Source organism: Veillonella parvula (assembly GCF_040097785.1).
In the GTDB taxonomy this organism is placed as follows: Bacteria; Bacillota; Negativicutes; order Veillonellales; family Veillonellaceae; genus Veillonella; species Veillonella parvula_D.
This window is the reverse complement of record NZ_JBBNNS010000003.1, coordinates 204,458-230,105: the sequence shown is the minus strand read 5'-3', so window position 1 is coordinate 230,105 and position 25,648 is coordinate 204,458. Positions and strand designations below refer to the sequence as shown.

General features: G+C 37.7%; 26 protein-coding genes. 8 read left to right on the top strand and 18 right to left on the bottom strand.

The features are described 5' to 3' along the window. Nucleotides 1–120 precede the first annotated feature (120 nt). Nucleotides 121–684 (top strand): TetR/AcrR family transcriptional regulator, encoded by a 564-nt coding sequence (locus AAA071_RS07250; protein ID WP_118091047.1) that lies wholly within the window; start codon nt 121–123, stop codon nt 682–684. Nucleotides 685–698: 14 nt separating this feature from the next. Here AAA071_RS07250 and AAA071_RS07245 read toward each other — a convergent pair whose 3' ends face one another. Further along, the gene (locus AAA071_RS07245) at nt 699–1,649 is read right to left on the bottom strand and encodes a 2-hydroxyacid dehydrogenase (RefSeq protein ID WP_316060217.1); all 951 of its coding nucleotides are present in this window, start codon (nt 1,647–1,649) and stop codon (nt 699–701) included. Nucleotides 1,650–1,948: 299 nt separating this feature from the next. Between AAA071_RS07245 and alr the strand changes: the two genes are divergently transcribed. Continuing rightward, nucleotides 1,949–3,061, top strand: a complete 1,113-nt coding sequence (alr, locus tag AAA071_RS07240) for an alanine racemase (protein WP_060919386.1) — start codon at nt 1,949–1,951, stop codon at nt 3,059–3,061. 395 nt (nt 3,062–3,456) lie between these two features. Here alr and AAA071_RS07235 read toward each other — a convergent pair whose 3' ends face one another. The 3 genes from AAA071_RS07235 to AAA071_RS07225 all read right to left on the bottom strand — a co-directional run bounded on the left by AAA071_RS07235 (nt 3,457) and on the right by AAA071_RS07225 (nt 5,593). Next, nucleotides 3,457–3,735, bottom strand: a complete 279-nt coding sequence (locus AAA071_RS07235; protein ID WP_060919385.1) for a PepSY domain-containing protein — start codon at nt 3,733–3,735, stop codon at nt 3,457–3,459. A 158-nt stretch (nt 3,736–3,893) separates the two neighbouring features. Next, complete coding sequence (locus AAA071_RS07230) at nt 3,894–4,514, bottom strand: ribonuclease E (protein ID WP_287506929.1); 621 nt, start codon at nt 4,512–4,514, stop codon at nt 3,894–3,896. A 515-nt stretch (nt 4,515–5,029) separates the two neighbouring features. Further along, nucleotides 5,030–5,593, bottom strand: coding sequence for a PepSY domain-containing protein (locus AAA071_RS07225; protein ID WP_287506927.1), 564 nt, complete (start codon nt 5,591–5,593; stop codon nt 5,030–5,032). Between the two features lie 160 nt (nt 5,594–5,753). Here AAA071_RS07225 and fliB point away from each other — a divergent pair, with 160 nt between their 5' ends. Continuing rightward, complete coding sequence (fliB, locus tag AAA071_RS07220; RefSeq protein ID WP_155086328.1) at nt 5,754–6,665, top strand: flagellin lysine-N-methylase; 912 nt, start codon at nt 5,754–5,756, stop codon at nt 6,663–6,665. Between the two features lie 52 nt (nt 6,666–6,717). Here the strand turns inward: fliB and AAA071_RS07215 are convergent, their stop codons facing one another. The 5 genes from AAA071_RS07215 to AAA071_RS07195 all read right to left on the bottom strand — a co-directional run bounded on the left by AAA071_RS07215 (nt 6,718) and on the right by AAA071_RS07195 (nt 10,393). Beyond that, nucleotides 6,718–7,347 carry a hypothetical protein gene (locus tag AAA071_RS07215; RefSeq protein WP_155086327.1) on the bottom strand — a complete coding sequence of 210 codons (630 nt, stop codon included), beginning with the start codon at nt 7,345–7,347 and terminating at the stop codon, nt 6,718–6,720. Between the two features lie 72 nt (nt 7,348–7,419). After that, the gene (locus AAA071_RS07210; protein ID WP_287506924.1) at nt 7,420–8,103 is read right to left on the bottom strand and encodes a hypothetical protein; all 684 of its coding nucleotides are present in this window, start codon (nt 8,101–8,103) and stop codon (nt 7,420–7,422) included. Between the two features lie 291 nt (nt 8,104–8,394). Next, nucleotides 8,395–9,066: a hypothetical protein gene (locus tag AAA071_RS07205; RefSeq protein WP_278456689.1), complete on the bottom strand. Its 672-nt coding sequence runs from the start codon at nt 9,064–9,066 to the stop codon at nt 8,395–8,397. Between the two features lie 48 nt (nt 9,067–9,114). Further along, nucleotides 9,115–9,324, bottom strand: a complete 210-nt coding sequence (locus AAA071_RS07200; protein ID WP_316581562.1) for a hypothetical protein — start codon at nt 9,322–9,324, stop codon at nt 9,115–9,117. A 154-nt stretch (nt 9,325–9,478) separates the two neighbouring features. Further along, complete coding sequence (locus AAA071_RS07195) at nt 9,479–10,393, bottom strand: metal ABC transporter substrate-binding protein (RefSeq protein ID WP_349234100.1); 915 nt, start codon at nt 10,391–10,393, stop codon at nt 9,479–9,481. Nucleotides 10,394–10,540: 147 nt separating this feature from the next. Here AAA071_RS07195 and AAA071_RS07190 point away from each other — a divergent pair, with 147 nt between their 5' ends. From AAA071_RS07190 to AAA071_RS07180, 3 genes are all read left to right on the top strand, one after another. Then, on the top strand, nt 10,541–11,302 hold the full coding sequence (locus AAA071_RS07190) for a metal ABC transporter ATP-binding protein (RefSeq protein WP_101928713.1): 762 nt from the start codon (nt 10,541–10,543) through the stop codon (nt 11,300–11,302). Beyond that, a complete protein-coding gene (locus AAA071_RS07185) occupies nt 11,295–12,113 on the top strand; it encodes a metal ABC transporter permease (RefSeq protein ID WP_278456691.1) in 819 nt (272 codons plus the stop codon). The genes AAA071_RS07190 and AAA071_RS07185 overlap by 8 nt, the downstream gene beginning before the upstream one ends. A 209-nt stretch (nt 12,114–12,322) precedes the next feature. Continuing rightward, the gene (locus AAA071_RS07180; RefSeq protein WP_227037671.1) at nt 12,323–12,730 is read left to right on the top strand and encodes a Fur family transcriptional regulator; all 408 of its coding nucleotides are present in this window, start codon (nt 12,323–12,325) and stop codon (nt 12,728–12,730) included. Nucleotides 12,731–12,835: 105 nt separating this feature from the next. Here AAA071_RS07180 and AAA071_RS07175 read toward each other — a convergent pair whose 3' ends face one another. From AAA071_RS07175 to AAA071_RS07160, 4 genes are all read right to left on the bottom strand, one after another. Further along, nucleotides 12,836–14,176 carry an anaerobic C4-dicarboxylate transporter gene (locus AAA071_RS07175; protein ID WP_278456692.1) on the bottom strand — a complete coding sequence of 447 codons (1,341 nt, stop codon included), beginning with the start codon at nt 14,174–14,176 and terminating at the stop codon, nt 12,836–12,838. Nucleotides 14,177–14,364: 188 nt separating this feature from the next. After that, nucleotides 14,365–15,753 carry an adenosylmethionine--8-amino-7-oxononanoate transaminase gene (bioA, locus tag AAA071_RS07170; RefSeq protein ID WP_278456693.1) on the bottom strand — a complete coding sequence of 463 codons (1,389 nt, stop codon included), beginning with the start codon at nt 15,751–15,753 and terminating at the stop codon, nt 14,365–14,367. A gap of 177 nt (nt 15,754–15,930) precedes the next feature. Further along, nucleotides 15,931–16,683 (bottom strand): dethiobiotin synthase, encoded by a 753-nt coding sequence (gene bioD / locus AAA071_RS07165; RefSeq protein WP_349234099.1) that lies wholly within the window; start codon nt 16,681–16,683, stop codon nt 15,931–15,933. Between the two features lie 666 nt (nt 16,684–17,349). Then, nucleotides 17,350–17,895 (bottom strand): beta-class carbonic anhydrase, encoded by a 546-nt coding sequence (locus tag AAA071_RS07160; protein WP_012863820.1) that lies wholly within the window; start codon nt 17,893–17,895, stop codon nt 17,350–17,352. Nucleotides 17,896–18,242: 347 nt separating this feature from the next. Between AAA071_RS07160 and AAA071_RS07155 the strand changes: the two genes are divergently transcribed. Together AAA071_RS07155 and AAA071_RS07150 are read left to right on the top strand one after the other, a co-directional pair. Continuing rightward, a complete protein-coding gene (locus AAA071_RS07155; RefSeq protein ID WP_077708027.1) occupies nt 18,243–19,283 on the top strand; it encodes a YeiH family protein in 1,041 nt (346 codons plus the stop codon). Between the two features lie 135 nt (nt 19,284–19,418). Beyond that, complete coding sequence (locus AAA071_RS07150) at nt 19,419–20,033, top strand: LysE/ArgO family amino acid transporter (protein ID WP_004694005.1); 615 nt, start codon at nt 19,419–19,421, stop codon at nt 20,031–20,033. Nucleotides 20,034–20,171: 138 nt separating this feature from the next. Here the strand turns inward: AAA071_RS07150 and AAA071_RS07145 are convergent, their stop codons facing one another. The 5 genes from AAA071_RS07145 to AAA071_RS07125 all read right to left on the bottom strand — a co-directional run bounded on the left by AAA071_RS07145 (nt 20,172) and on the right by AAA071_RS07125 (nt 25,609). Then, nucleotides 20,172–21,056 carry a LysR family transcriptional regulator gene (locus tag AAA071_RS07145; protein WP_314095459.1) on the bottom strand — a complete coding sequence of 295 codons (885 nt, stop codon included), beginning with the start codon at nt 21,054–21,056 and terminating at the stop codon, nt 20,172–20,174. A gap of 174 nt (nt 21,057–21,230) precedes the next feature. Then, a complete protein-coding gene (locus AAA071_RS07140; protein WP_316105074.1) occupies nt 21,231–22,436 on the bottom strand; it encodes an MFS transporter in 1,206 nt (401 codons plus the stop codon). A 290-nt stretch (nt 22,437–22,726) separates the two neighbouring features. Then, nucleotides 22,727–23,332: a hypothetical protein gene (locus AAA071_RS07135; RefSeq protein WP_012863818.1), complete on the bottom strand. Its 606-nt coding sequence runs from the start codon at nt 23,330–23,332 to the stop codon at nt 22,727–22,729. A gap of 138 nt (nt 23,333–23,470) precedes the next feature. Beyond that, nucleotides 23,471–24,742, bottom strand: a complete 1,272-nt coding sequence (locus AAA071_RS07130) for a putative porin (protein WP_187002507.1) — start codon at nt 24,740–24,742, stop codon at nt 23,471–23,473. 264 nt (nt 24,743–25,006) lie between these two features. Continuing rightward, nucleotides 25,007–25,609, bottom strand: a complete 603-nt coding sequence (locus tag AAA071_RS07125) for a ferric reductase-like transmembrane domain-containing protein (protein WP_156719445.1) — start codon at nt 25,607–25,609, stop codon at nt 25,007–25,009. Nucleotides 25,610–25,648: the final 39 nt, after the last annotated feature.

The following is a 25,648-nucleotide window of genomic DNA, read 5'->3' as shown; positions in this document are numbered from 1 at the left end:
GAACACTCTGTTCATTTTAATTGTATCAACCTATGGATTTAATACAATATATAAAACAGCGTATATGTTCATTACAGAACATATACGCTATTCTGTACTAAAAGAACGACAGGAGTTAATATGGATCGTAGACAGAAAAAAACTCGCAAAGCCATATTTATAGCTTTTAACGAATTATTATCTAATAAGGCGTATGACAAAATCACCGTTCAAGAAATCATTAGTGCCGCAGACATTGGCCGCACCACCTTTTATGCTCATTTCGACACAAAAGAAGCATTGCTAGAAGCACTCTGCGAAGACTTATTTTTACATATAAAAGATAGTATTAATCACTTACCGCATGCTCATGGGCTTTATCAACAAAGTATTCATCCTGTTTCGGTATTTGGTCATTTATTACAACATTTGCAACAAAACGAAAATAAGATCCTTGAGTTACTAGCTAGTGATAATAACGAAATCTTTTTGCGCTATTTTAGAGATCATCTAAATGAGTTGGTGCAAGGATATTTCATCAACCAAGACCGTAAGGCAAATACAAATCTACCAGATGACTTTATTATCAATCATATTTCAGGTAGCTTTGTGGAAATGGTGTTATGGTGGGTAAAAAACGGCATGAAAGAATCGCCTACAGAATTAGACAATTACTTCCATGCCGTTATAGAACCTATTATATAATTATTTAAAATTTATCAAGATACAACATTAATTGGTTCACCCTTAAAGAAGGCTTGTACATTATCTCGAATAATGCCTACCAAGCGTTGACGTGTTTCAAGGCCTTTCCAACCCATGTGCGGAGTAATGATAACATTATCTAGTGTATAGAGAGGACTATCCTCTGCAGGAGGCTCTACCTCCTGTACATCAAGACCGGCTCCAGCAATGCGTTTAGCGGCTAATGCTTCACAAAGATCCTTTTCATTAATGAGAGGTCCACGGCCCGTATTCACAATGACCGCATTAGGTTTCATCTTACTGATTGTTTCTTTATTAATAAGATGTTTAGTTTGGTCATTTAGCGGGCAATGTAAGGAAATATAGTCACTATTTTCTAGCAATTCATCAAGGCTCACATAACGAATGCCATCGCCATCAGCCTTTGGTGTACGTGTATGCACTAAGATGTTCATGCCTAGTGCTTTTGCTACTTTGATTACTTCCATACCGATGTGACCAGCTCCGACAACACCTAAGGTTTTACCATTCACTTCTGTATGGCTCACTTGAAGGTATTTCGTGAAATTGCTGCGATCACCTTTAACAAGCATACCAATTTGTTGCTGCATGGTAGATGCAAAATTGAGGATTATCATGATCACCGTATGTGCTACACGCTCTGTGCTATACGCAGGAATATTGCACACAGTGATTCCCTTTTTCTTTGCTGCATCAAGGTCAATATTATTATAGCCAGTACCTGCTTCTACGATAAGCTCTACAGTATCAGGAAATTGTGAAAGCAATTCGGTACTTACAGGCAATTCTTTTGTAACCACAACACGAGCACCTTGAATCCGTTCAATAAGCTCAGCATTCGTACTATCTTCGTAGACCTGCACATCATTAGATAATATGGAGAAATCCAATGCATGGTCATAATTCATTTTGCCTGCATTTACCACTACTACACGTTCGCTCATGAGAACCTCCTAAATTGAATAGCCTAAAACATAGGTAATACCACTTCTATATAAATTATACTATTATTTATATAATTTTATACTAAAATAACTTCTATTATATATCAACTACCTATACCAATTAATATACTTTCACAACTAATTAGTATACTTTCACAATTATTGTATATAATATATGTATAAAGCCTATAAAATTCAAAATAAAACTCATTTTTCTGTATATAACTTTCACAAAAGTATTGTGTAATTCCCCAAAAGTTATAAAATAAAAGTAATGTTATATAGAATTGAGGAATACAATGAGACCTACCTATTTGACCATAAATACAAGTCTCGTTCGCGAGAATTTGCGCAAAATTAAAGATAGTTTACCTGAATGGAGCACGTCCACAGCTGTCATCAAGGCAAATGGCTACGGCCACGGCAGCGTTATGATGGGCCGTATTGCTGTGGAGGAAGGTTACGAATCCTTAGCCGTTGCTATTCCAGAAGAATCCGTACCACTTCGCAATGCAGGTATTATGGTACCTATTTATTTATTGGGACTCACAAGGCCACAATCCTTTGAACTTGTGGCAGACACTAATTCGATTCCTGCCGTTTGTGAATCTACCGACTTGGAATCACTCGATAAAGTAGCCGATAATCACGACATGATTATTCGCGTTGCTGTTGCTGTCGATACAGGCATGCATCGCATCGGTATCAAGCCTGAGGATGCCATTGAGTTTATCAAACGCATTGAGTCCTACGAAAATTTGGAAATAGACGGATTCTTCTCCCACATGAGCAATGCTGATGCGGCGGATCAATCACACGCCCATAGCCAAACGCAAAAATTTCATCGCATGGTAGATGAAATACGAGCATTCCGTCCAGAAGCAGATTACCGTTTCTCCCTCGCCAACAGTGCAGGTCTTTTATCTGTCAAAGATAGTCTATTCACAGATGCTCGTCCTGGTATTATTCAATACGGTATCATGCCATCCCTTGATGTGCCAAATCGATTGGGCTTAAAACCTGTTTTATCTTTCCATAGTGAAGTTGTTCATGTACAACATATCCCTGCTGGCGAAGGCATTGGATATGGATCTACCTATATCACACCTGAGCCAATGACAATTGCTACTATCCCTGTAGGCTATGCGGATGGCTACCCTCGTAGTTTATCCAATCGGGGCACCGTACTGATTCATGGCACTCGTTGTCCCGTAGTAGGTCGTATTTGTATGGATCAATTCATGGTTTCTGTTCCGGATACAATCACGGTAAAGCCTGGCGATAAGGTGGTGCTTCTAGGGTCTCAAGGTCATGAAAGCATTTCTGCTTTAGAAATTGCAGCCCTTGCTTCTACAATTCCTTATGAGATCTTTTGTGGATTCTCAGAGCGCGTACCACGACAATATATTTAACCTATGTAAAATAAAGAAAGCCCGTATCACATGTAGAATTCTACATGTGATACGGGCTTTCTTGCTCTCCTATACCCAGCGTGCTGTAAAGCAGTTACGTTCTTATTGTGAGAGAGAGTATATATACCAAGTATATAATCTTATGATTCGGAGGGAACCACAATTCATAAGGGGCCCTCTGAACGATAGACGGCATAGGAGAGAGTCAATGTTTATCTATCCAATCCAGAGGGCTGTGTGTAATTGTTTATTGTGTGTGTGTTGTTTATTGTGTGTGTTTTATGTGTTGTGTATGTGTGTGTAAGTGTATTTATGTTATGTGTGTATAGTTTTGAGTGCTTAGTGTTCGTTTTTGAAAGGGTTTGCTTTACAGCGCTATAGAATAGGAGATCAACTTATTTTGCTACCGTCCCTGTTTTAGCATCCAATACAACGGATATCGGTTTATTTTGTGCATCATGGAATTCTATGGTATATAGTGGTTTACCATTTTGATTAGCAAGAGACCACGTATTAATACCAGTCGCTACCTTGCCAGACTGTACGAAAGCTGCATTAATTGCCACATGTGGAGGTATTACTGTTCCAGCATCAATAGCACTAGCTTCCATAGATGCGTCATATGCTTTAGGAGTACCATCCGTTACATTACCAGTAGCCACATCTAGAGTCATAGAATGAGCACCACTAGTATTAAAACCAGCTACTTCATAGATGGCAGTTTTACCTTGAGTTTTGAAGGATACATTAGTGATTTTGGAGTTTCCAAATTTACTTTCGAATTGGTCAATTAAATAATTAGCACCAACTACGAAAATACTATTTTGGTCTACTACACCTTCTTGCTGATTGGTTGTGCTAGGTTGTGATTTTCTACTTTTAGAGTTTTTTTTTCCTCTTTAGTAGGCTCTTCTTTATCAGCCTTTTTTTCGTCTTTCACAACTTTTACTTTAGGCGCTTTGTCTACTGCAGCTTTTTTAGTATTTTTAACGTCTTTATCATGCTTTACTACAGATTCAGATTTTTTATCACCACCGCGTACTACTCTTGTTTCACTAGGAGCTTTAGCTACAGATGCAGTTTCAATAGTAGGAACTGCTGCTGCAGGATTTTCTGTGCTAGGTACTACAGTTTCTTGAGCTACTGGTGTTTTAACATCTTGTGTAGCTGTTGGAACTGGTGTAGTATTACGAACTGCTGTACCTACTTGATTACCATCTGCTACAGGAGCTACCGGAGTTTTAGGTGCAACTGCAGTAGTAGCCACATCTGGAGCCACCGCTGTAGTAGGAACTACTGGATCAGTAACTGGTTGTGCTGGAGTCGCTGCACTCGCTGTTTCTTGTGTAACAGGCATTGGAGTTACTGGTTCAGCTGCTGTTACAGCTACAGTGGCACCAAATACGCCAGCCACTGCTAAAGCAATACTACTTTTTAAAATAGATTTTTTCATATTGTCCTCCTTATTAATTCATTTACATGCAACTTTACGCATGTATATTTCCAGTCAACTCAATGTCATCATGTAAGTTCCAAAACATATATCCAGCATGGACTTGTAGATATATAGCTTGGAAATTTCAGATATACTTGAGTTTGTCTTTCGACTGGTACACATACTATCGACAGTCTATGAAGTCAAAATGTAGAAGCACTGTTAAAAGCTTATTTTATAGTGAGTTTAGAATGAATTTATATATAATTCCTATGAAATCCTATGGGATTTACTTTATACTTAAAAATTCCATGAAAAACATATCAAAAGCCGTTTATCCCATATATAAGGGATAAACGGCTTCAAAATATACGTATCGATATCTAAAATTTCACATTCATGAGCAAACTTTCACAAAAAATGCCTCAATACTAGTTATTTTTTTAAGAAAAATAGTATTAAGGCATTTAATTATTATATTCAGAATAAAATAACTAGGCACTATTAAGATATAATAACTAGTCAATCATATATTAATCGTCAAATTTAACAGATAGCAATTTACCATTCATTGCATCCATACGCACATGTACCTCTTTATTATCTGCTGTACCAAAGCTAACTTTGTACACAATCTTACCTTTATCATAGTGCACAGCCCATTCATTAAGGCTCACAGCTTTACCTTTTGTTTGGGCATAAGCAAAGTTCACCACAGCTGCAGGCGGTAAGATTTCCCGAGGATCAAACGATTTTTTCTTTAGTGATTTATGGAAGTCCCCTTCGCGCTTTTCAAAGATTTGATTAGTAGCATAGATATACGTTAACTCATACTTACCAGATTCATCAAAACCTTCAACATCATACTTAATTTGACCTCCATCCGCATCAAAGGCGATTTCCGTAATTCCTGCATTTGGATGATTTTGGATAAAGGCATTTAATAAACCATTAGCGCCTACAATCGCCGCATGGTTGCCATCAACAACTGCCACAGTTGGCTCTACAGCTACTAAAGGGGCTGCACTTGCATTTGGCATGCCAAATGCCACTGCCAAGGCCAATACAAGGCTACCTTTTACAAAAAATGATCTCATTGGTTCCTCCATATCTCAAACAGTTATCATAACAATATATATACAATTATACACTAAATCAACGCGGTTTATAATCTTTATTTATATAATTAGTGCATGTACCTACGCCCTATGATACAATGCACATAGATTCATTTTTGTAACTACATGTGAGCTAACTATGATTTCAATTTACCCCACTATATATCACGAATTTCAATGCAAGGCCGATCAATGCGAAAATACATGTTGTCAGCTGTGGACCATCGATATAGATGAGCCTACTGCTGAACGTTATCATTCCATGACAGGTTCTCTTGGTGAAAGCTTACGCCAAGCCATCACTGTTGATGATGAAGGCAGTCATTTTATCTTTTCTAAAGCACAACCTATGTGTCCCTTACTCAATGAAAAAGGTCTATGCAAAGTAGTTCTTGAATTGGGAGAAGAAGGACTTTGCAACACCTGCCATATGCATCCACGCTTTTATAAATACATTGAAGACTTAGAACTATGTGGCGTTGGATTATCTTGTGAAGCTTCGGTTGAACTATTAGCCCGACAAGAACCAATGGACTTACTCCTCTTTACAATTGAAGATGACCATAATGAATTCAATTCTGAGGAGCGATTAACACTCCACAATGTTTTTGAATTATTAGCCTTTGATTTAGATCCTAATCTATTCCAATATACGCCAAAGCCCTCAAAGCAGTCTTTCAAAGAACTATTAGACCTATATAAACAAACGGAACCCATCGATGAGAATTGGACAGCACAAGTTAATACATTATCTAGTAAACTAGACCAACTCATCACATCCGTACAGACCTGTATACAGCATGAAGATATGAGCCTATTTAACAAAGTGTACCAATATATATTGTATCGCCAAATCGATATGCTATCAGACTATTCCTTGGAATCTATCTTAGCTTATGCAAAGGATGGTACTGACTATATACTTATAGCCAGCGCCTTAGATGGACAACCCTTAAAACAAGTTGCAAGATGGTCACAACAAATCGAATACGACGAAGATAATGTAGAACTATTGTTACAACACTACGAAGCCCAACTTATTATAGAGTGAACAAAAACCGCAAGATTTCTATCTTGCGGTTTTTAATTCTTATCATAATACATCATTTGAAAAGGGTATGAACAAAACGGATCCATTGAGGTAATACAGAGACAGATAATAATGCCACAATAAAGATAACAATATAGGTTTTAATGATACCTAATTCAACATAACGTCTCATTAATTGGGCTACAATGAACACGGCATAATACTGGCTGAACATCGTAATAAGATAAGCCATATCCCCTACATATTTTTGAAGAGACAAAGAGAAAAAAATAATCCCTAGTATATGAATTAATACTAAGACAACCGTGCGAAGTGCATTTGTATAAGCTAATCCATATATATAATTGCGCAATACCCCATCATAAGTACCACGACCACCTAATAAAACAAGTAAGCGCCATATAACAAATGAACCGATGATAATTTGAAAAATTAAAAATACAGAACTTGCTAAAATACTAATTACATCAAAATGAGTTAACCCAGTAATCCGTTTAATCCCGAGCATTGGAGATATAACTTTCACCATAAACGGTAAGCTATAGGTCATTATATATAATACAATAGTAGATACGACTAGATTCAGAATGGCTCTTGTATGAGATCCATAATTAATAATATTTTGAAAAGATTGTTCGCTAAGCTTGGTAAATAAATGCAATATATCCTTATACCATGTCATAAATGCTCCTTTTAGTTTAAAGCTAATAAAAAAGGACGAGCCAACTCTCGTCCTAGATATATCATATGTATTTTATCGAGTCAACATATAAATCCATTCAAACACGTGTGCTACCAAAAGAGCAATCAACATTAGAATCAGACCTTCATAAGGGGTCCCATTAATACATGCTCCCACAATACGTCCCATAGTTTGTAACAATAATACGGTACTTAAAACACATAGCACAATCATACAGAAGCCAATGATCGCTTGCAGTATTAATGGTACCGAAGTTAAAATCAGCATAATCCCTGCTGTAAAAGTAATCAATGCCACAACAAGTTGAGCAAATGACATGATATGCAAAATACCAGTTGTAACAGTTCGAACATAAAATTTACGCTGTTGAGCAACCGCATAAACTATAATGATATATGCCATGAAAATAACTTTTCCGATTACCCATGCAAAGCGACCCATATTCCAAAATTCTCTAGGACTACCCATCTGTTCCAAAAAAAGTTGTATTTCATGTTGACCTACTGGAAGAGATAGCGATTCCCACCTTACTAATAACGAAGAATTACGTATAAACGCACGTATAGCATCTAAATATACGCCTTCACCTACAATAGTAAATTGATAGCATATAAGTGTTAATAGCAACATTCCTATGAGTTGCCCATAGGCAATATCAAAGTGATACATACGAGGATTATTCTCTTCAATAGGGTTTAATAAACGATAGATAAACTGCATTAAACCTACCATCATAGGTATCACCACCTTTTACACAATATACATACACAACATTTAAGTTTAGATACTATAACATACAACACACAATAAGGAGCTATAAAAAATAGTTCCTTTTCATTTTCCGTTCATCATTATAGCACAAAACAGACATCTTTTCATACTTTAATTATCCTAATGGAATGGGTCCTTCGGGGCCCTTTTCCCTTATAAAATACAGAAAAAGCTATTAGCAGATTATATATAATCAGCTAATAGCTTTTTTCGTAGTAAGGGGTATTTTGTTACAGCCCCTTTCATGTTATGTAATTATCTGGAAGTAGCAAGTACTACCATGCCAATCAAGATACCTAAAAGGATTACAGGAATCAAACTCGTAATAATAGAAATACCAAAAGTTGCTAAACGGGATTTATTAATTTGGCGACTCAACAATGTTAAGCATACCCAGAATGTATAGACTGCAAAAGCTATCGTTGCGAATATAATAATAGTTATCCATACAATACTACCTACTATAGAGTCAGGATTAGAGCCTAGTAGCAACAAAAATGGCAATGATAGTAATAGGAAGCCAATGAAATATACTAAGCCCATAATCTGATTATAAGCTTGTTCGTACCACATGATTTTTAACACAGACTCATATGTAGTATGGGCATCAAATTTATTGGCGACCCAAGAGAAAATCGCAGAATAAATAGCAATACCAATAAAAGCAAATAGCAAGCCAACCGCTAGGCCTAATATACCGGCCCCAGAAAGAGCCGCCGCACCAGTAAGTGCAACACTAAGTTTATCCACAAATATCATACTCAAAAAAGTAGGTAGAATATTTGAAAATACGAATGCCACCAATGCCAAAGCTACTGTAGCATAGAACCCTTTGCGACAAGATCCATGCTCTACAATCTGTGGAATACCACGTTTAAATGGAGCTACCATAAGCTGCCAAATATCTGAATACCATTTTGTTTCCATAGAACCTCCAAAACACCTATATTTTTCTAATCGTAACACAAACTATATTTAAACCGTCATGGACAACATTATACCTCCTACACCAAAGATGAAGGATACTATGTAAAAAGAAATACCCGTTATCCAAAGATTTAGACCAAATTGCTTAGACATGAGTTGTGCCATAATAAAAACATTAACTAGTTCCATGGTGCTTAATCCACCCGAACCACCACGAATACGTAAATCTAAGAAAAGATTATGGTCAAGACCTTTCATCAGCAACCCCTGATTTATTAATGATAACCATATCAAGTCTCCTTTTTATTTAATCTGATAATATATTATACTATATAATCTAACTTTTAAGATATTATTTTAGCCTATTATAACGCAAAAAAGCAGCCCACTAGGGGCTGCTCTTTCATTTATCTTATTGCAAAGATGCTGCAATTTTTGTAAGGTTTTCATCCATACGTTCTAAGTATGTTTTATTATCTTCGTTACTTTCGATAGTGTAAATAGTTTCTACCTGAGCGCCTACTTCTTGTGCCAAAGTTTTGGATACTTCTGGACTAGCCATTTCTTCTGCAAAGATAGTAGTAATATGGTTTTCTTTAGCGTATTCGATGAGTTTAGCCAATTGCGCTGCATTTGGTTCGCCTTCAGCAAATACATCTTCCACACTATTTTGTTCTAAACCAAAGTCACGGCATAGGTACGCAAACGCTGCATGGCCTGTAACAAAGTTTTTATGCGGAGCTTTAGCGAATTGCTCTTCATATTTTTTAATCATTGCATCTAATTTAGCAACGTATTCAGTATAATTCTTTTCATAATAATCCTTGTTTGCTGGGTCAACTTTTACAAGAGCATCCTTGATATTTTTCACTTCAATTTTAGCATTTTTCAAAGATAACCATGCATGAGGATCTTCTGCACCATGTTCTTTAATTTCTTCTGGATCAGTATTTTTAATAGCTTCAACGCCTTCAGTAGCTACAACAGATACGAGTTTATCATTCTTAGCTGCTTCGATAGCTTGTTTTGCCCAAGGCTCCATACCAAAACCGTTATACACAAACACTTGAGCTGTTGCCAATTGTTTCATATTTTCAGGTTTCAACTCGAAATCATGTGGTTCTACGCCATCTGGTATAATAGTAGATACCTCTACCTTGTCACCACCAATAGCCTTTGTAAACTCAGCCATTGCATTAAAACTTGTTACCACTTGGATTTTTTTACCTGCTTGTTCCTTCTGTGCATTCGGTGCATCATTGCCACAACCTGCAAATAAAGCAGCCATCATAATACCTACAACTAACAAAATCAGTTTCTTGATCATCGTAGTCCTCCTTTGTAAAATCCTGATCGCTATGCCTATACAGAATACACTCTATTCTTTAGTTGCAGTTGCGACTCAGTTGCATTTGTAATATAGTTATAGTATAAACTTACTTAGAATTTTGTCAATCAGAAATGTGGTTTTCATATGTTATCAATAGAACATCTTTATTTTTCCTATCAAGGTCAACCTCCTTATGTGCTAAACGACCTTAATTTACATATTCACAGTGGTGATTATATATCCATCGTTGGGGATAATGGGTGTGGTAAAAGTACCTTACTCCGTCTTATTTTAGGTTTTCTTACACCGGTAAAAGGTTCTATCAAGCGAAGCACCAATAATATTCGGTATGTGTCTCAAAAAAATGACTTCTCTCACGCAGGCTTTCCTATTACGGTAAAAGAAATCCTCGATTCCTACCGAAAACTTTTAAAGATTAAGGATAAGCAGGAAGTCAATCGCGTATTAGAGCTTACCCATATGACGGAATTTAAAGACCGTCTCATCAGCAAACTTTCAGGTGGACAAGCTCAGCGTGTATCTATCGCCCGCGCCCTCATCGGTAAGCCAGATCTCATCATCCTCGATGAGCCTTCAACAGGTATCGACAGAAAAAGCCAAGAGGGCATCTATGCTCTACTTCGCAATTTGAACCAAAAACACCATATTACGATTATCTCTGTTGAGCACAATATCGAAATGGCCTTAGCTAACTCAACTAATATCTACCATATTGCAAATGGTCAAGGTCACCTTTGCTCCCCTGAGCAATATGCTAGTGAAATCATGCACAGTACAGGTCACAATCCAATAGATCACGAAAACTGCTCCTGTTTCACAGATGTAACAACAGAGTCTCAGGCTCAGGCCGATGATACCACAATTGAGGAGGTGCACCATGTTTAATTATGATTTCATGCAAAATGCCTTCTTCGTAGCGATTTGTATTTCTCTTTTATGTCCATGTATTGGTATCTTCATGGTGCTACGCCGTTCCAGTATGATTGGGGACACCATGAGTCATGCATCTCTAGCAGGTATTACGCTAGGCTTATTGACGAATACTAATCCAATTTTAGGGGCTTTTATCTTTACTGCTATCTGCGGTGCACTCATCGAGTTCTTGCGAAAATATTTTTCACACCATCTCGATTTGATTCTTACTATAATCTTATCCCTCAGCATTGGTACTGCTATTACGCTTATTAGCTCAGGAAAACTAAAGGCTAACGCAAATGTATTCTTTTTTGGTAGCATCCTAACGGTAAACGCAACTGATATGATTAGTATTGCTGTGCTTACAATCTTATCTGTACTCACCTTATATTTCCTATACAACTCACTTCTTTACATCGCCTATGATGAAGAGGCCGCTCGTGTAGCAGGTGTTAAGGTAGATTTTATTAACTATATCTTTGCCATCTTAATGGCTGCGGCCGTATCAATTTCTATTAAAATTGTTGGTGTCCTCGTATTGAGTGCCATGATTGCGTTACCTGTAGCATCTGCATTACAATTAGAAAAAGGATTTAAAATAACTTTATTATGCTCCATTGGATTTAGCTTGCTCGCTATGATCATTGGACTCTTTGGATCCTATTTCCTTAACGTAGCTCCTGGTGGCTTCGTATCTCTAACATCGGTAGGTATTTTACTAGTAATATTAGTCATTAAGAATATTCGAGCTATCATACGACGCATGCAGTTTAGCAAATAAACTAAAACAATCATTAATATGTTTAGATATAAACAACATAGCTAGTTAGAATAATATAGCTAGTTAGAGTTGAATAATATAGTTAGTTAAATAAAAAAATACAGCTAACTAAATCCGATAGTATATTTGATATATTATTAGCCATATAAATCATCTAACTATACAAGTGTATAACAGTTTTAGTATTAAAACAGAATCGAAAAAGAGTTATGAATACAACAGCTTGGCCGGAAGGCATAAAAAAGACCAAACAGCGCGAAGCCATTTGGTCTGTATTAACAACTACAGATAAACCTATTACAGCCCTTGAAATCGCAGAACGCTTAGGTAATGGTAGCACTACTTGGATGTCTACTATCTACCGTACACTTGAACTATTAGAAACTAAGGGTATCGTTACACGTACCACGCTCATGGGTAGTGAGATGGCATATTATGAAATTACCCCTCATACACATCGACACTATGCTGTATGTACGAGCTGTGGTGCCATGATACCGCTCCATACCTGTCCCGTCGTAGAAATGCCACAAGAACTTAACGATGCAGGATTTACTGTAACGGAACATCACCTTGAGATCGCAGGGATTTGTAAGAAGTGCAAAAACAAGAAGTAGAAAATAGACAACTAATGTTTAAACAACAAAAAGGACGCAACTGATAGTTACGTCCTTTTTAGTTTTAAAATATATTTTGTATTAACCTTATTTAGCTTTCACCAATTACAGCATCAACGGAGCCACTACGAAACCGAGTGCTACAGAAATGGCGATGGCAAGTACGCCTGGAATAAAGAACGGATGGTTAAATACAAGCTTACCGATTCGCGTAGAGCCCGTATCGTCCATTTGTACAGCCCCCAAAAGTGTTGGATATGTAGGCAATACGAAGAGTGCAGATACAGCTGCGAAGGATGCGATAATAATATAAACAGATCCTGTGTTCTCTGGTGTAATACCGAGAGCTAGAATTACAGCTGGTACCAAAGCTTGTGTAGTTGCCGCTTGGCTATACAACAATGTACTTGCAAAGAAGAAGGCTACCGCCAATAGGAACGGATATGCTGTTACCATGCTAGAAGCGAGTGCTTTAATTTCAGGGATATGACCTTTTACAAAGGTATCGCCCAACCATGCTACGCCTAGTACACAGACACAAGCAGATAAGCCGGATTTGAATGTACTTGTATTAACAAGTTCTGCTGTATCAAGCTTACAGAAGAATGTTATAGCAGCCGCAATAATCATCATAAATCCGATGATAGCATCGTTTCGACCAAAGATAACTGGTTTAATAAGGCCAATATTTTTGGAAATTGCAGTTGCGTAGAATACGATACAAATGATACCAATCAAGAAAATTAGTACAGAAGTTTTTGCGCCTGGTTTTAAATGGAAATCAGTGCTTTTTTCACGAGGTGGCGTCACATGACCTGCCGCCAAACGTTCTTGATATACTGGATCAGAAAATAAATCATTATTCGCAAAGGTAGACATGATAAATGCCGTAATCATAACCCCTACGAATGTTGTGGAAATACAGATGGCAAGCAATGTAGGATAGTTAACACCATATGGTTCAAGGAACCCACTCATAGCAACTACTGCTGCCGATACAGGACTCGCTGTAATACCAATTTGGCTTGCTACAACGGCGATGGATAATGGCACAGATGGCTTAATGTTTTCACTTTTCGCCACCTCTACGATTACTGGAATCATAGAGAATGCTGTATGACCAGTACCCGCTAAAATAGTTAAGAAATACGTAACAGTTGGTGCTAAGTAGTTGATATGCTTAGGATTTTTACGCAAAATACTTTCAGCAATGCGCACTAAATAATCAAGACCGCCGGCTAACTGTAAAGCACAGATGGCTGCGATAGCAGACATGATAATCAGAATTACATCCCATGGAATCTGTCCCGGAAACATCCCCATACCAAGGCTTAACAACACAACCCCAAGGCCGCCAGCGTAACCGATGCCCATGCCACCTAGGCGAACACCGAGGAAGATGGCACCAAATAAAATAATAACTTGCATAATTACATAAATGTCCATACGATGACCTCCTTTATACATATATAGTATCATAGATATGCTAAATAATCATCGAATTTTGGCAATGTATAGTCTATAGTTTAAAATATGACGAAATTTCGATATGCTATACCAAAAAAACTACACCCCATTGCCTTAAACTACTAACAAAAGACAATAGGTGTAGCTTTCCAATAATTAATTTAGCATTATAAAATAATTGGGCGCATATCTTCAAGTATCCCCTCTTCCTCAGTTGCACGTTGGATACTTTCACCCACAATACGAACCATATCCTCTAATTGTTCCACAGTGGATGCCAATGGAGGCATGAGAATAACCACGTCACCGATAGGACGACAGATAAGCCCTTGCTCACGGGCGAGGATTGCCACCTTAGCACCGACTGCATCATTTGGGCGATACGCTTCGTGAGTTGCCACATTTTTTTCAAGTTCAATACCTACGATGAGGCCTCGCTGACGAACCTCTTTAACATGCTTCAATGACTTAATAGGTTCTAAAGCCTTTGTGAAAGCTTCTACTTTAGCAGGCAATTGTTCAATTACCTTTTCATCACGGAATACTTTCAAAGAAGCCAACGCAACGGCACAGGCCAAGGCATTACCGGTATAAGAGTGACCATGATAGAAGGTTTTCTTTTCTTCAAAAGTGCCGAGGAATGCATCGAATACGCGTTTTGTAGTCAATGTTGCTGCTAATGGAAGGTACCCACCAGTGATGCCTTTGGATAAGGTCATAAAATCTGGAGATACGCCTTCATGCTCGCAGGCAAAAAATTTACCAGTCCGACCAAAGCCTGTAGCCACTTCGTCGACGATGAGGAATACATCGTGTTGTTCTGTTAACTCACGAACACGTTTCAAATAGCCGTGAGGCATTACGAGCATACCCGCTGCTGCTTGCACCAATGGTTCCATAACAAGAGCTGTAATTTCATCACCTTCTTCGTTAAGGATACGTTCCAATTCAGTCAACGACTCTTCAAAAGCTTTATCTCGATCTGCCAAATCTCTATACACACCAGGGCTTGGCAATGTTAATGGTTTAAATAATAGATTATGAAATACTTGGTGAAATAATTGAATACCACCTACGGATACCGTGCCTAATGTATCCCCATGATAGCCTGCATTGAGGGCGATAAACTTAGTTTTCTTAGTTTGGCCCACTTGCTGACGATATTGATATGCCATTTTAATAGCCACTTCGATAGCTGTACTGCCATCATCGGACAAAAATACTTTATCGAGGCCTTCTGGAGCAAGCTCTACAAGTTCTTTACACAATTGTGCAGACGGAGGACTTACGAGACCTAATAATGTGCTATGTGCAATTTTATCGGTTTGATCCTTCAATGCTTGGTTCAATACAGGATGGTTGTGACCATGAATATTAACCCACAAGGAGGATACGCCATCGTAATACTTTTTACCGTTCTCATCGATGAGATATACCCCCTCACCGCGTTCAATTACTACTGGCTCTTGTGCTAGCCAATCTTGCATTTGTGTAAATGGATGCCATACAAACTCGTGGTCCCATTGTGCTGCTTGTGAAAGCTGTTTCTCTGCCATTTCGTCACCTCATACTTACTAAGTTTTACAAACTATAACTCTCTATGACTATAAATAAACTATAACTATAAATAATGTAAGTTAAATTACTGTGCATATCTAACTACGCCAAATTGATGTATATAACTTATGCTAAGTTTCCATCACTAATATATGCTAAAGTATCGCATCTAAACTTTATAGACCTAATACTGTGTTCCATAATTCCTTAGAATCAATAAAGGAACGAGCCCAGCCAAGTTGAACCTTGTGAATATCTGGGCCTTGGTATAGCGGTACTACAGCTACTACAGGAACACCTGCGTAACGCTCCATATCTGCCACATTTGTTTTCAACAAGAACAAATCTACAGCTGTCGTATCATTTACGATAATAGCTTTCACCTCGATACCATGCAATTTAGCATATTCGCAAGTCAAAACAGCACGATTAATTGATCCAAGACGACCATCTGCTACAACAATAGCTGGTAATTTGATATCTTTCATAAAATCCGTGAAAGTTTTATCTCCATAAAGAGGGGTCGTAATACCGCCAGCACCTTCTACAAAGGTTATGTCATAGCGACTCACTACATCTAATGTATGTTCTACAAGGCCATCATAGTCAATCTCGATACCAGCCAATTCCGCTGCAAGGCGAGGAGAAAAATCACCGGCAATAGCATAAGGATTCACTTCATGACGACGAGCTTCAGGAATACCTGCCGAGCGCATCAAATGTGTCGCATCTTTACTCTCAAGACCGATATTATAATTATCCTCATCCATCGTCACACATTCAGGGAAAGGCACTGCACTAGAAGACACAGGTTTCACCATCCCAACAGCAAAGCCATCGTCTACAGCCATCGCCCCCAATAACCCGGTCACAAACGTCTTACCTACATCTGTATCTGTACCAATTATAGAAATACCTAACTGCTTCATACAAAGCTCCTCTCAAGCGAATACTTACTGTCGCATAGGTTAACTAATTTATATGAGTAAGTTTACAATCTAATTACAATATACAGCGAAAAGGAATATATAGTCAACCTATTATTACGCTTAAGGTTTACCATAATAGGACTATATGGGGCCCGAATACATTAGTGAGACCCTAGTTAAAAATTACAGAACCTAGCTCATCGCTCCAAAGCGAGCTAAGTCGCTCTTTACTAGGTTCTGTGATTTTTATGGCTGTACTTATGTAATAGTCCCATATAGTCCTACCATCAACCTTAAATGCGAAAATAATAGGTTGGCTATATAGAGAGCAAGAAAAGGGAATGGCTAAGCCATTCCCTTTCTTTGTTCACTCTTGATGCGGCGAAATTACGCTAACTCGTTAATGAACATTCAGATTTGATGGGACTAATTCATAGGTACAGTTGGAAAAAGAACGATAACTTTTTCGTCCCTTACTCATTTGATACAGTGAATTTTGTTTTATTGATTTATGAATAGACTCGATGGGACGAGTTCACAAATACAGTTATAAAAAGAGTGATGACTAACCGATTAGCGACTTAGCTCGCTTTGGAGCGTAGAGGTTAGTTATCGTTCTTTTTCACCTAAATGTACAAATCAACTTGGGCCCCATCAAATCTTAGCCTAGATTTCAAGGTAGCGGAATTCGCCTGTATCAGGATCCATCATGCCCCCATAGAAACCCATCCCTTTTGGAAATAGTGGATGGTGGCGTAGGAAGTTAACTGTATAAATTACATTGTCTTCAGAGATATGGAATCGATCCATCCAGTCGATAAGGCCCGGTTCGATCATGCGAATAGCATCTTCACTGATACCTTTCGCTTTCATAGATTCCATGAATGTAGTAGCAGAAAAATCGATCATACCGCAGTTTTCATGACCGATGATTAGCACATCTTCAATTTCCATACCATAGGTAGCAACGAGCAAGCTTTGCACTATGTTATCGATAGGTTGTGTTACACTATTTCCTGCAGTTTTGATGACAATTATCTCACCTCGATTAAAGCCTAGTGCTTCTTCTAGCATACCTACTAAGCGGGTATCCATACAAGTTACGATGCCTAACTTTTTTGTAGGATGGCTTGTTAGCCCCGCCTTTGGTAGCTCAGGGTGTTGTTTCACATATTCTTTATTGGTTTCAATTATTTTTGTAATATCAATCATAAGGGTCCTCACTTTATATACTCTATTTCCACCTGAAATAGATTCTATTCATTATATACACCTTATTCATCACAAAACAAGTTTAAATTTCAACTTATAAATTATTATTATGAATTTTACGATTATATAAAATCTTTAACTCAATAATATTAACTCCTATCTTATAATTTGTTTTTATTTATATTAATCATATAAAAACTTCAAAAATGCGATGAATATTCTGTATAATTCTGACATATATAGTAGATTTTAAAACCCTTCCTATGGTACTATTAACACTATAGAAAGCAAACGCCACATGATACCGCATATGACGTGAACTGTATGTACAGTAAGGAGGTTTTATAATGGGTATCAATCAAAAAACGTTGCCAGGCATTTTGCTCTGTGCCATTCTCGCTATTCCTTGTTGGCTACTAGGACAGCAATTTCATCTAGTAGGTAGTCCAATCTTTGCCATCATTTTAGGTATAATTATCGGTTCTATCTTCACCTCTTGGAAACGGGAAAAAACAGGTGCTGGCATTGGATTTACATCCAAAAAGATTTTACAGTGGGCCGTTATTTTGTTGGGCTTTGGTCTTAACATTACACAGATTCTACATGTAGGTTGGATTTCTTTACCTGTCATCATTTCTACCATCGCTACATCGTTAATCGTATCCTATGTTATTTATCGATTAACCCATATTGACTCTAACTCAGCTGTTCTCATCGGTGTTGGTTCATCCATTTGTGGTGGTTCCGCTATTGCTGCAGCGGCACCAGTTATTAAAGCAGAGGATCATGATATTGCACAAGCAATCTCTGTTGTATTCTTCTTCAATGTGGTAGCCGCCTTCGTATTCCCTCAATTAGGCGACGCCATTGGGCTCTCTAACATGGGCTTTGGATTGTTCGCTGGTACTGCAGTTAACGATACTTCTTCTGTAACAGCAACAGCTGCTGTATGGGATAGTATGAAAGGTACGGGCACTCAAGTTTTGGAATATGCTACTATCGTAAAGCTAACACGTACCCTAGCTATTATTCCTATATGTTTAGGCCTCGCTAGTTATCAAGTATACAAAGCCAAGAAAAATGCCTCTCAGACAGATGGTGCAAATGTTAGTATTGCTAAGATTTTCCCAAGATTTGTTTTATACTTTGTACTTTGCTCCCTTATTACAACAGCATTATCCTATGCTAATGTAGATATTCAATTCTTGAGTATCTTCAAAACAATTTCCAAATACTTTATTACAATGGCTATGGTAGCAATCGGCCTTAATACAAATATTGTAAAATTATTAAAATCCGGCGGCTCTGCTCTAACCTTAGGTGCTTGTTGCTGGATTGCTATTTCTGCCGTAAGCCTTATGGCACAACATATGATAGGTTTATGGTAGAAAATATACATATATTGTATATTATGTTATAATTATATATGAATAGAATAGTAAGGACCCCTCCAGTAATGGAGGGGTTTCGTGCTACTATTCACCTTATTAGTACTTTATCATACCATAGTCAGGAGGGTTAATATGTACTTCTTACAAGGACTTCTTGTCGGCCTCGCTACGTTTGCCCCTGTTGGCATGCAAAACCTCTTCATTATTAATACGGCCTTGGTGCAACCTGTCCGTCGCATTATATTGACGCTAATCATACTAGCGTTTTTTGACATGAGTTTAAGTGCTGCCGCCTTCTATGGTATTGGTGCCGTTCTTGAAATGTGGCCACTCACAAAGCTCATAGTTCTCCTCTTTGGGGGCCTCCTCATTGTTTATATGGGCTTTAATATATTTAAAACTGAACCAGACATGCGCAATGTGGACACACATATTCCAATTAGAAAAATTATTGTCTCAGCCATTGCGGTATCATGGGGCAATCCTCAAGCCATTCTAGATGCGACAATGATGCTCGGTGCTTTTCAAGCTAATATTCCAAAAGAAAGCATCTACCACTTCTTCGCTGGTTTCTTAGTTATGACACCAATTTGGTTTGGTTCTCTAGCTACTACAATGCATCTACTAGCTAAAAAAATTAAAATTACTCATATGGCATGGATTAACCGTTTCTGTGGTTCGGTTCTCGTCATTTACGGTATCAAACTATGTATTGATGGCTTCATGATGTTAAGAGACTTTTTGTAAGGCTATACTCATAGATACAAGAAAAATTTAAATTTCTAATACTATCATAACTATATAAGGAAAATACAAATAGACATATACAGAAAAAGAAAAAAGTCGTTAGCAAATTGCTAACGGCTTTTTCATTTATAATCTCATTTATAATTCTTCAAGTACCTGCTGAAACATATCTCTGAGTGCTACAATATATGAATTATTTTGATTTCGTTGAGATATAAAGTAGTAGTGGCGTTCCATAGTTTTACCATGATTCATCAATACCTTACGTTCGATACCTGGCATAGAATCTGTTAAATATTTAAAACAATCTAATAGTAATAGCCCTTGCTGCCCTGCAACCAAGTATCGTGCTTCTTCTAACGTACGAGCATAAGCGAAGGCGCCATTATAACCTATAGCTTTGCGATAATGTTCTTCTTCAGACAAGGTATATTTCCCACGACACAATAAAATAAGTGGTAAATCATTGATATGCTTTAGTTCTACACAGTCTTCATTAGTATATCCTTGTGGTACCTCAATAAATGTAGTGGCTTTATCAATTAAATGACTTTCAAAATCATCAGATAAAATTTGCCATTGATCATTAAATACTACATCTACACGACGATCACTGAGCATGCCATATAGCTCTTCATGACTGCCGCTGTACATACGAATATCTAAATTTTTATAACGCTTTGCCATGTGAATCACCGTTTGCTGCATAGCAATTCCACTGTAACGATTCAAATAACCAATGCGCAAACTCACACGTGCATCTGTACCGATACGCGTCGTTTCTACCTTAATATCATGAAACCTTTCTAATAGTTTTTTCCCAGATCGATATAAATATTGTCCTGCTGGTGTTAGATGAAAGCTTCGTTTTTCTCGAACCATTAGTTCAACACCAAGACTAGTTTCAAGAGCTTTGATTTGCTGAGATATAGCAGATTGAGATACATATTGCTCTGTTGCAGCTTGTGTAAAACTGTTGTTATCTACTACACACACAAAATACTCTAATTGTTTTAATAACATAACGATGCACTCTCATCTCTCTTGCAGATTAGACAGCTCAATACCTTTGAAACATTTCGCAACATACGGCCCCATATTGGAGTTTGCCATACGTTTTCTCTACATAGTATTTATAGATTCTATACATACTACTAAATATATTTAACTATGTCTAAAACGGTGAAAGCAAATCAGCTATGCCGATTGACTTTCACTGGGAATAACTAAACTACGATAAATAAACAGCGCCGCTACAAAGAATATAGCTGCTGTAGACCAAAAGACCGCCCCGTACCCAAAGGCACGAGCAATCATGCCACTAAGGACAGGCCCCAATACATTTCCCATCATGGCCACACTAGACACCGCACCAAACACGATACCTCGCCGCTCAATAGGAACCGCCTTGGATATGAGCGTATTGGCAATCGGTGTAATAAAGCCCATGAAGAATCCTGCAATGGCACGGAATATACCAAGTCCCCATATGCTAGGCATTATATATTGAAGTATAAACAAAGTCCCTACAGCCCATGTAGCAGTAAAAACAATACGAGGCATGGTTAAACGTTCTGTTATCTTACCAATGGAGATTGAAGCTAAAGCACTAAACAAACCAGCGCCAAAGATGATTATACCAACAATAGTGGCTACAAACTCATCATTCATATGCATATAGTGCTTAATGTATAGTGGTAAAATGGGGCCAATGCCGGTAATACCAAAATTACATAGAAACAATAACCCTACCAAGAGGCGAACACGAGGTATGACCAAAAAGGATTTAATTAGAGACAGCTGCGACTCTCTAGCATCTACCTTATGCTCAAACTGTAGATTAGGCATGAATAGATAAATCCCCAACATACAAAGCCCTGTTAAGGATGAGAACATAACAAATGGAGCGCGATAACCTAATAAGTCCGCCGCCAAACCACCCATGAGTGGTCCAAATACGAGGCCCATAACCATGGAAGCTTGGTATAAGCCCATTGCCCAAGGTACCTTATCCTCAGGGGTTACGAGAATAATAATAGCCAATCCTATTGGAACATAGCCCCCTACCACGCCTTGCAAGATACGTAACATCAATAACTGCCATGGTGTTTGTGTAAAAGCACAGGCGCCAACAGTCACCATCAGGGTAAACAAGATGAACATCATTACCTTACGCGGACCAAGCTGATTTGCCTTACGCGACCAATATGGTGCACTCAGTGCCACCATACAAGGCGTTACACCTGATACAAGGCCTGCCCACATGGCCGCTTCCCCTGGATCATGCAGGCCTAGCTCAGCTAAAAATAACGGAAGGAAGGATAATACACCGATAATTGTTATACCCCCACCAACCTGTATAGTACAGATTAGGTATATAATTCGTTTCCAAGAAGAATCCATAATATCCTTCTTTCCTATTTGAAATTACCTATAAAGGTAGTAATATACATATCGATATGAGCTAAAGTATACTATAATACAAAAAAATGTTTATAGAACAGATTTTTACTCTTACCTCAAAAGAATGCAATAGCATATATTTACATAAATCCATAGAATATATACTTATGATTCTATTGTATCGCAAACGACAAAAAAAGACCATCGCTTATACCCATAAGGGCCAGAGATGGTCTCTTTTATCATGTGGTTCCCCTACTTTTACTAAAGAAAGAGATGCCTACAATATATTATTTTTGTTTGAACATCCAATAAATATAGTAAATAACAAGCGCATAAGTTACTACGTCAAATACAGGCAAGAATGGTACCATTTTAGATAAACGGCCAAATCCATGAACATGGATATTTGCCGCAATAATGGCAATTAGATTCAAGCGATGAATCCAGATTGCTTTTTTACGGGATACAGATTTTGCCATATTGCCTACCCAAGGTGTTAAGTATAATACCGCAAAGATAAGAGCAATAAACATAGCCACAAGGGAGATATAACCGCCCCAGAAGCCTAAGAAGGATTTCAAAGCTTTCAAGAAGTATACATACCAGTGTGCACATACGAGAACAACACTAACAATACCTACAATGCGATGAACTTCAAACATTTCTTTTGGATTATATCGTTTGATAAACCATTTTGGTTTTGTTGCAATGTATGTTAATACAAGCCATGCCACATAAGGAATAAGTCCTAAGTGAACCTTCCAGTTGCCGAATGGTCTACCACCTGTTACATAACCATATTCCACCATACCCATAAATATTAGGGATAAAACTGCAATCCAAATTAAAATATGGTATTTACTCTTAAACTGTTTTTTTACAACTTCTGCCATAATAAACCTCTCTACGTCCTATACGATCTACAAGTATACATCTAGTTTGGCCTAATGTAGCATGCTAATAAAACACTCTCACCCTATAGCATTCTACTTAGAACTAATTACTGATTAAATTAGAATCCAATTATTACATTAGAATTTGAAGTTAAGATCCGCACGATAGTAATCATTTACGCGATTGCCTTCTTGTGTTTTAGCATTGAAACCGTAGTATGCATTAATGCCAATATTTTTCTCTGGTGCATAAGATGCGCCCAACTCCCACGCCTTATAACCTTCAAAACGCGTTGTTTTTTGTAAATCATTAGATTCGTATTTTTGTGTTTTGAAAATCGGTGCATTTTTAGCTTGATCGTAGTAATCTAAGCCTACTGCCCAAGAATTCTTTTTATCAATTTTGTAGTTGCCCCATTTAGCGCCTACATTCCAAATATCAGAATCACTCAAGCCCGATGCTTTAACCCACTCACCGTGAACATCAAGTTTACCTACATTATATTTCGCATTGAAGCCATATACATTATCAAAATCATTATTTTTCTTGCCATTACCCATGCGTACATTCGCTGTGCCAACATGAGCAAGCATACCACCAAAGCTAAAGTGATCATTTACAGCCACATTAGCATTCACAATGCCCACATCACCGTTATTTTCCTTGGAAACTTTTGCAAAACGGCCTGCTGTCATATAACCATAGCCACCATTTAATGTCACTTTTTTACCAAGCTTAGCTGTAGCACCAACACCATCAAAGTTGGAGTTATAAATGAGACCACCGCCAAATTTTTGAGTATAGCGCCCCGCATCGACCACAACATTTTTACCGAACTTGTGCTCTACGTATGCCAAATCCCAATTAGCTTGTGCCTCTTTAGAGCTATCACCTAGCTCAATAGAACCTGTAGTAATACGCGCTTTAACAGAGGTATTTTTATTAACCTTTGCATCGAGACCTAGACGTACACGAGCTGTGATCTTATCTTCGTAATCATAACCATCGCCACCCTCTTTACCGATGTAGTTGATACGAGCATCACCAGTAACTTTTACATTGCCTACACGGTCTTCCAATTTAGCTACACGCACACCAAGTGTATTCAATTCATTGGAAAATTCATCAGCCAAGCGATTTAACATAGCTTGTTGTTCCGCATTTGCCCGATCTTGATTAGCCATACCTTTCGCAATCATTTGAGCCATTTCATAACGCGTAATATTATTTTGCCCTTTGAAAGTACCATCAGGATATCCATTGATAATACCAGCTGTAGCCAATTGATCTACTGCTTGATAAGCCCAGCTATCAGAAGGAACATCAGAAAATGGGTTAACAGCAAAAGCTGTAGCCACACCCATCATGGCAGCCACTGCAAAAGCACTGGTCATTTTACGTTTAATCATACTAAACCTCACACAATAAAAATAACAAGAATAAAAATGAATAGATAATGAATCTGTGAACCTAATTATCATTATCATGTTTAACATACAGATAATAACAATTTTCATTATATGAGTAAAGGGAAAATGTATATCAATCTCATAATCATTTATGACTCAAACTGATAATATCTTATGTTAAGATCCTATGTTAATTTACTAGAAACTATAAATGTAACGAAAAATCCCTTCTGCATGATACAGAAGAGATTCTAGTAATTCATATTATTTCTTTTTAAACATCAAGTAAATGCAGTAAAGAACGAGACCGTATGTAATGATATCAAAGACTTGTAAGAATGGTACCATTTTAGAAATACGATTAAAACCATGAATATGGATATCCGCAGCAACTAATGCTACGAGATTTAAACGATGAAGCCAAATACCAACATTACGACCAGATGGTGTAACTTTTCTAAGTTTTGGCGTCAAGAACGCAAGGCCAGAAATAGTACCAATACCGAAGGAAGTAAGGGCTACATAGCCACCCCACCAACCGAGAACGGATTTAGCAGCTTTACCGAAATAGAGATACAAATGGAATGCAATAACAGCTACAGATGCAATACCTAATGCACGGTGAACCTTGAACATTTCACATAAATTATAACGACTTGTAAACCATTTAGGACGAGTTGCCAAATAAGTCATCACAATCCACGTACACCAAGGTACAAGGCCTGTATAGACTTTATAGTTCCCGAAGGCACGACCACCTACGATATAGCCCCACTCTAGCAAACCGATCATAATTAAGGAGAATACTGCAATCCATATAAAGATATGGTAAATACTCTTATACTGTTTCGTTTCCACTTGATTCATCATAAACCTCTCTAACATAATTCCTGAAATATCAATTTT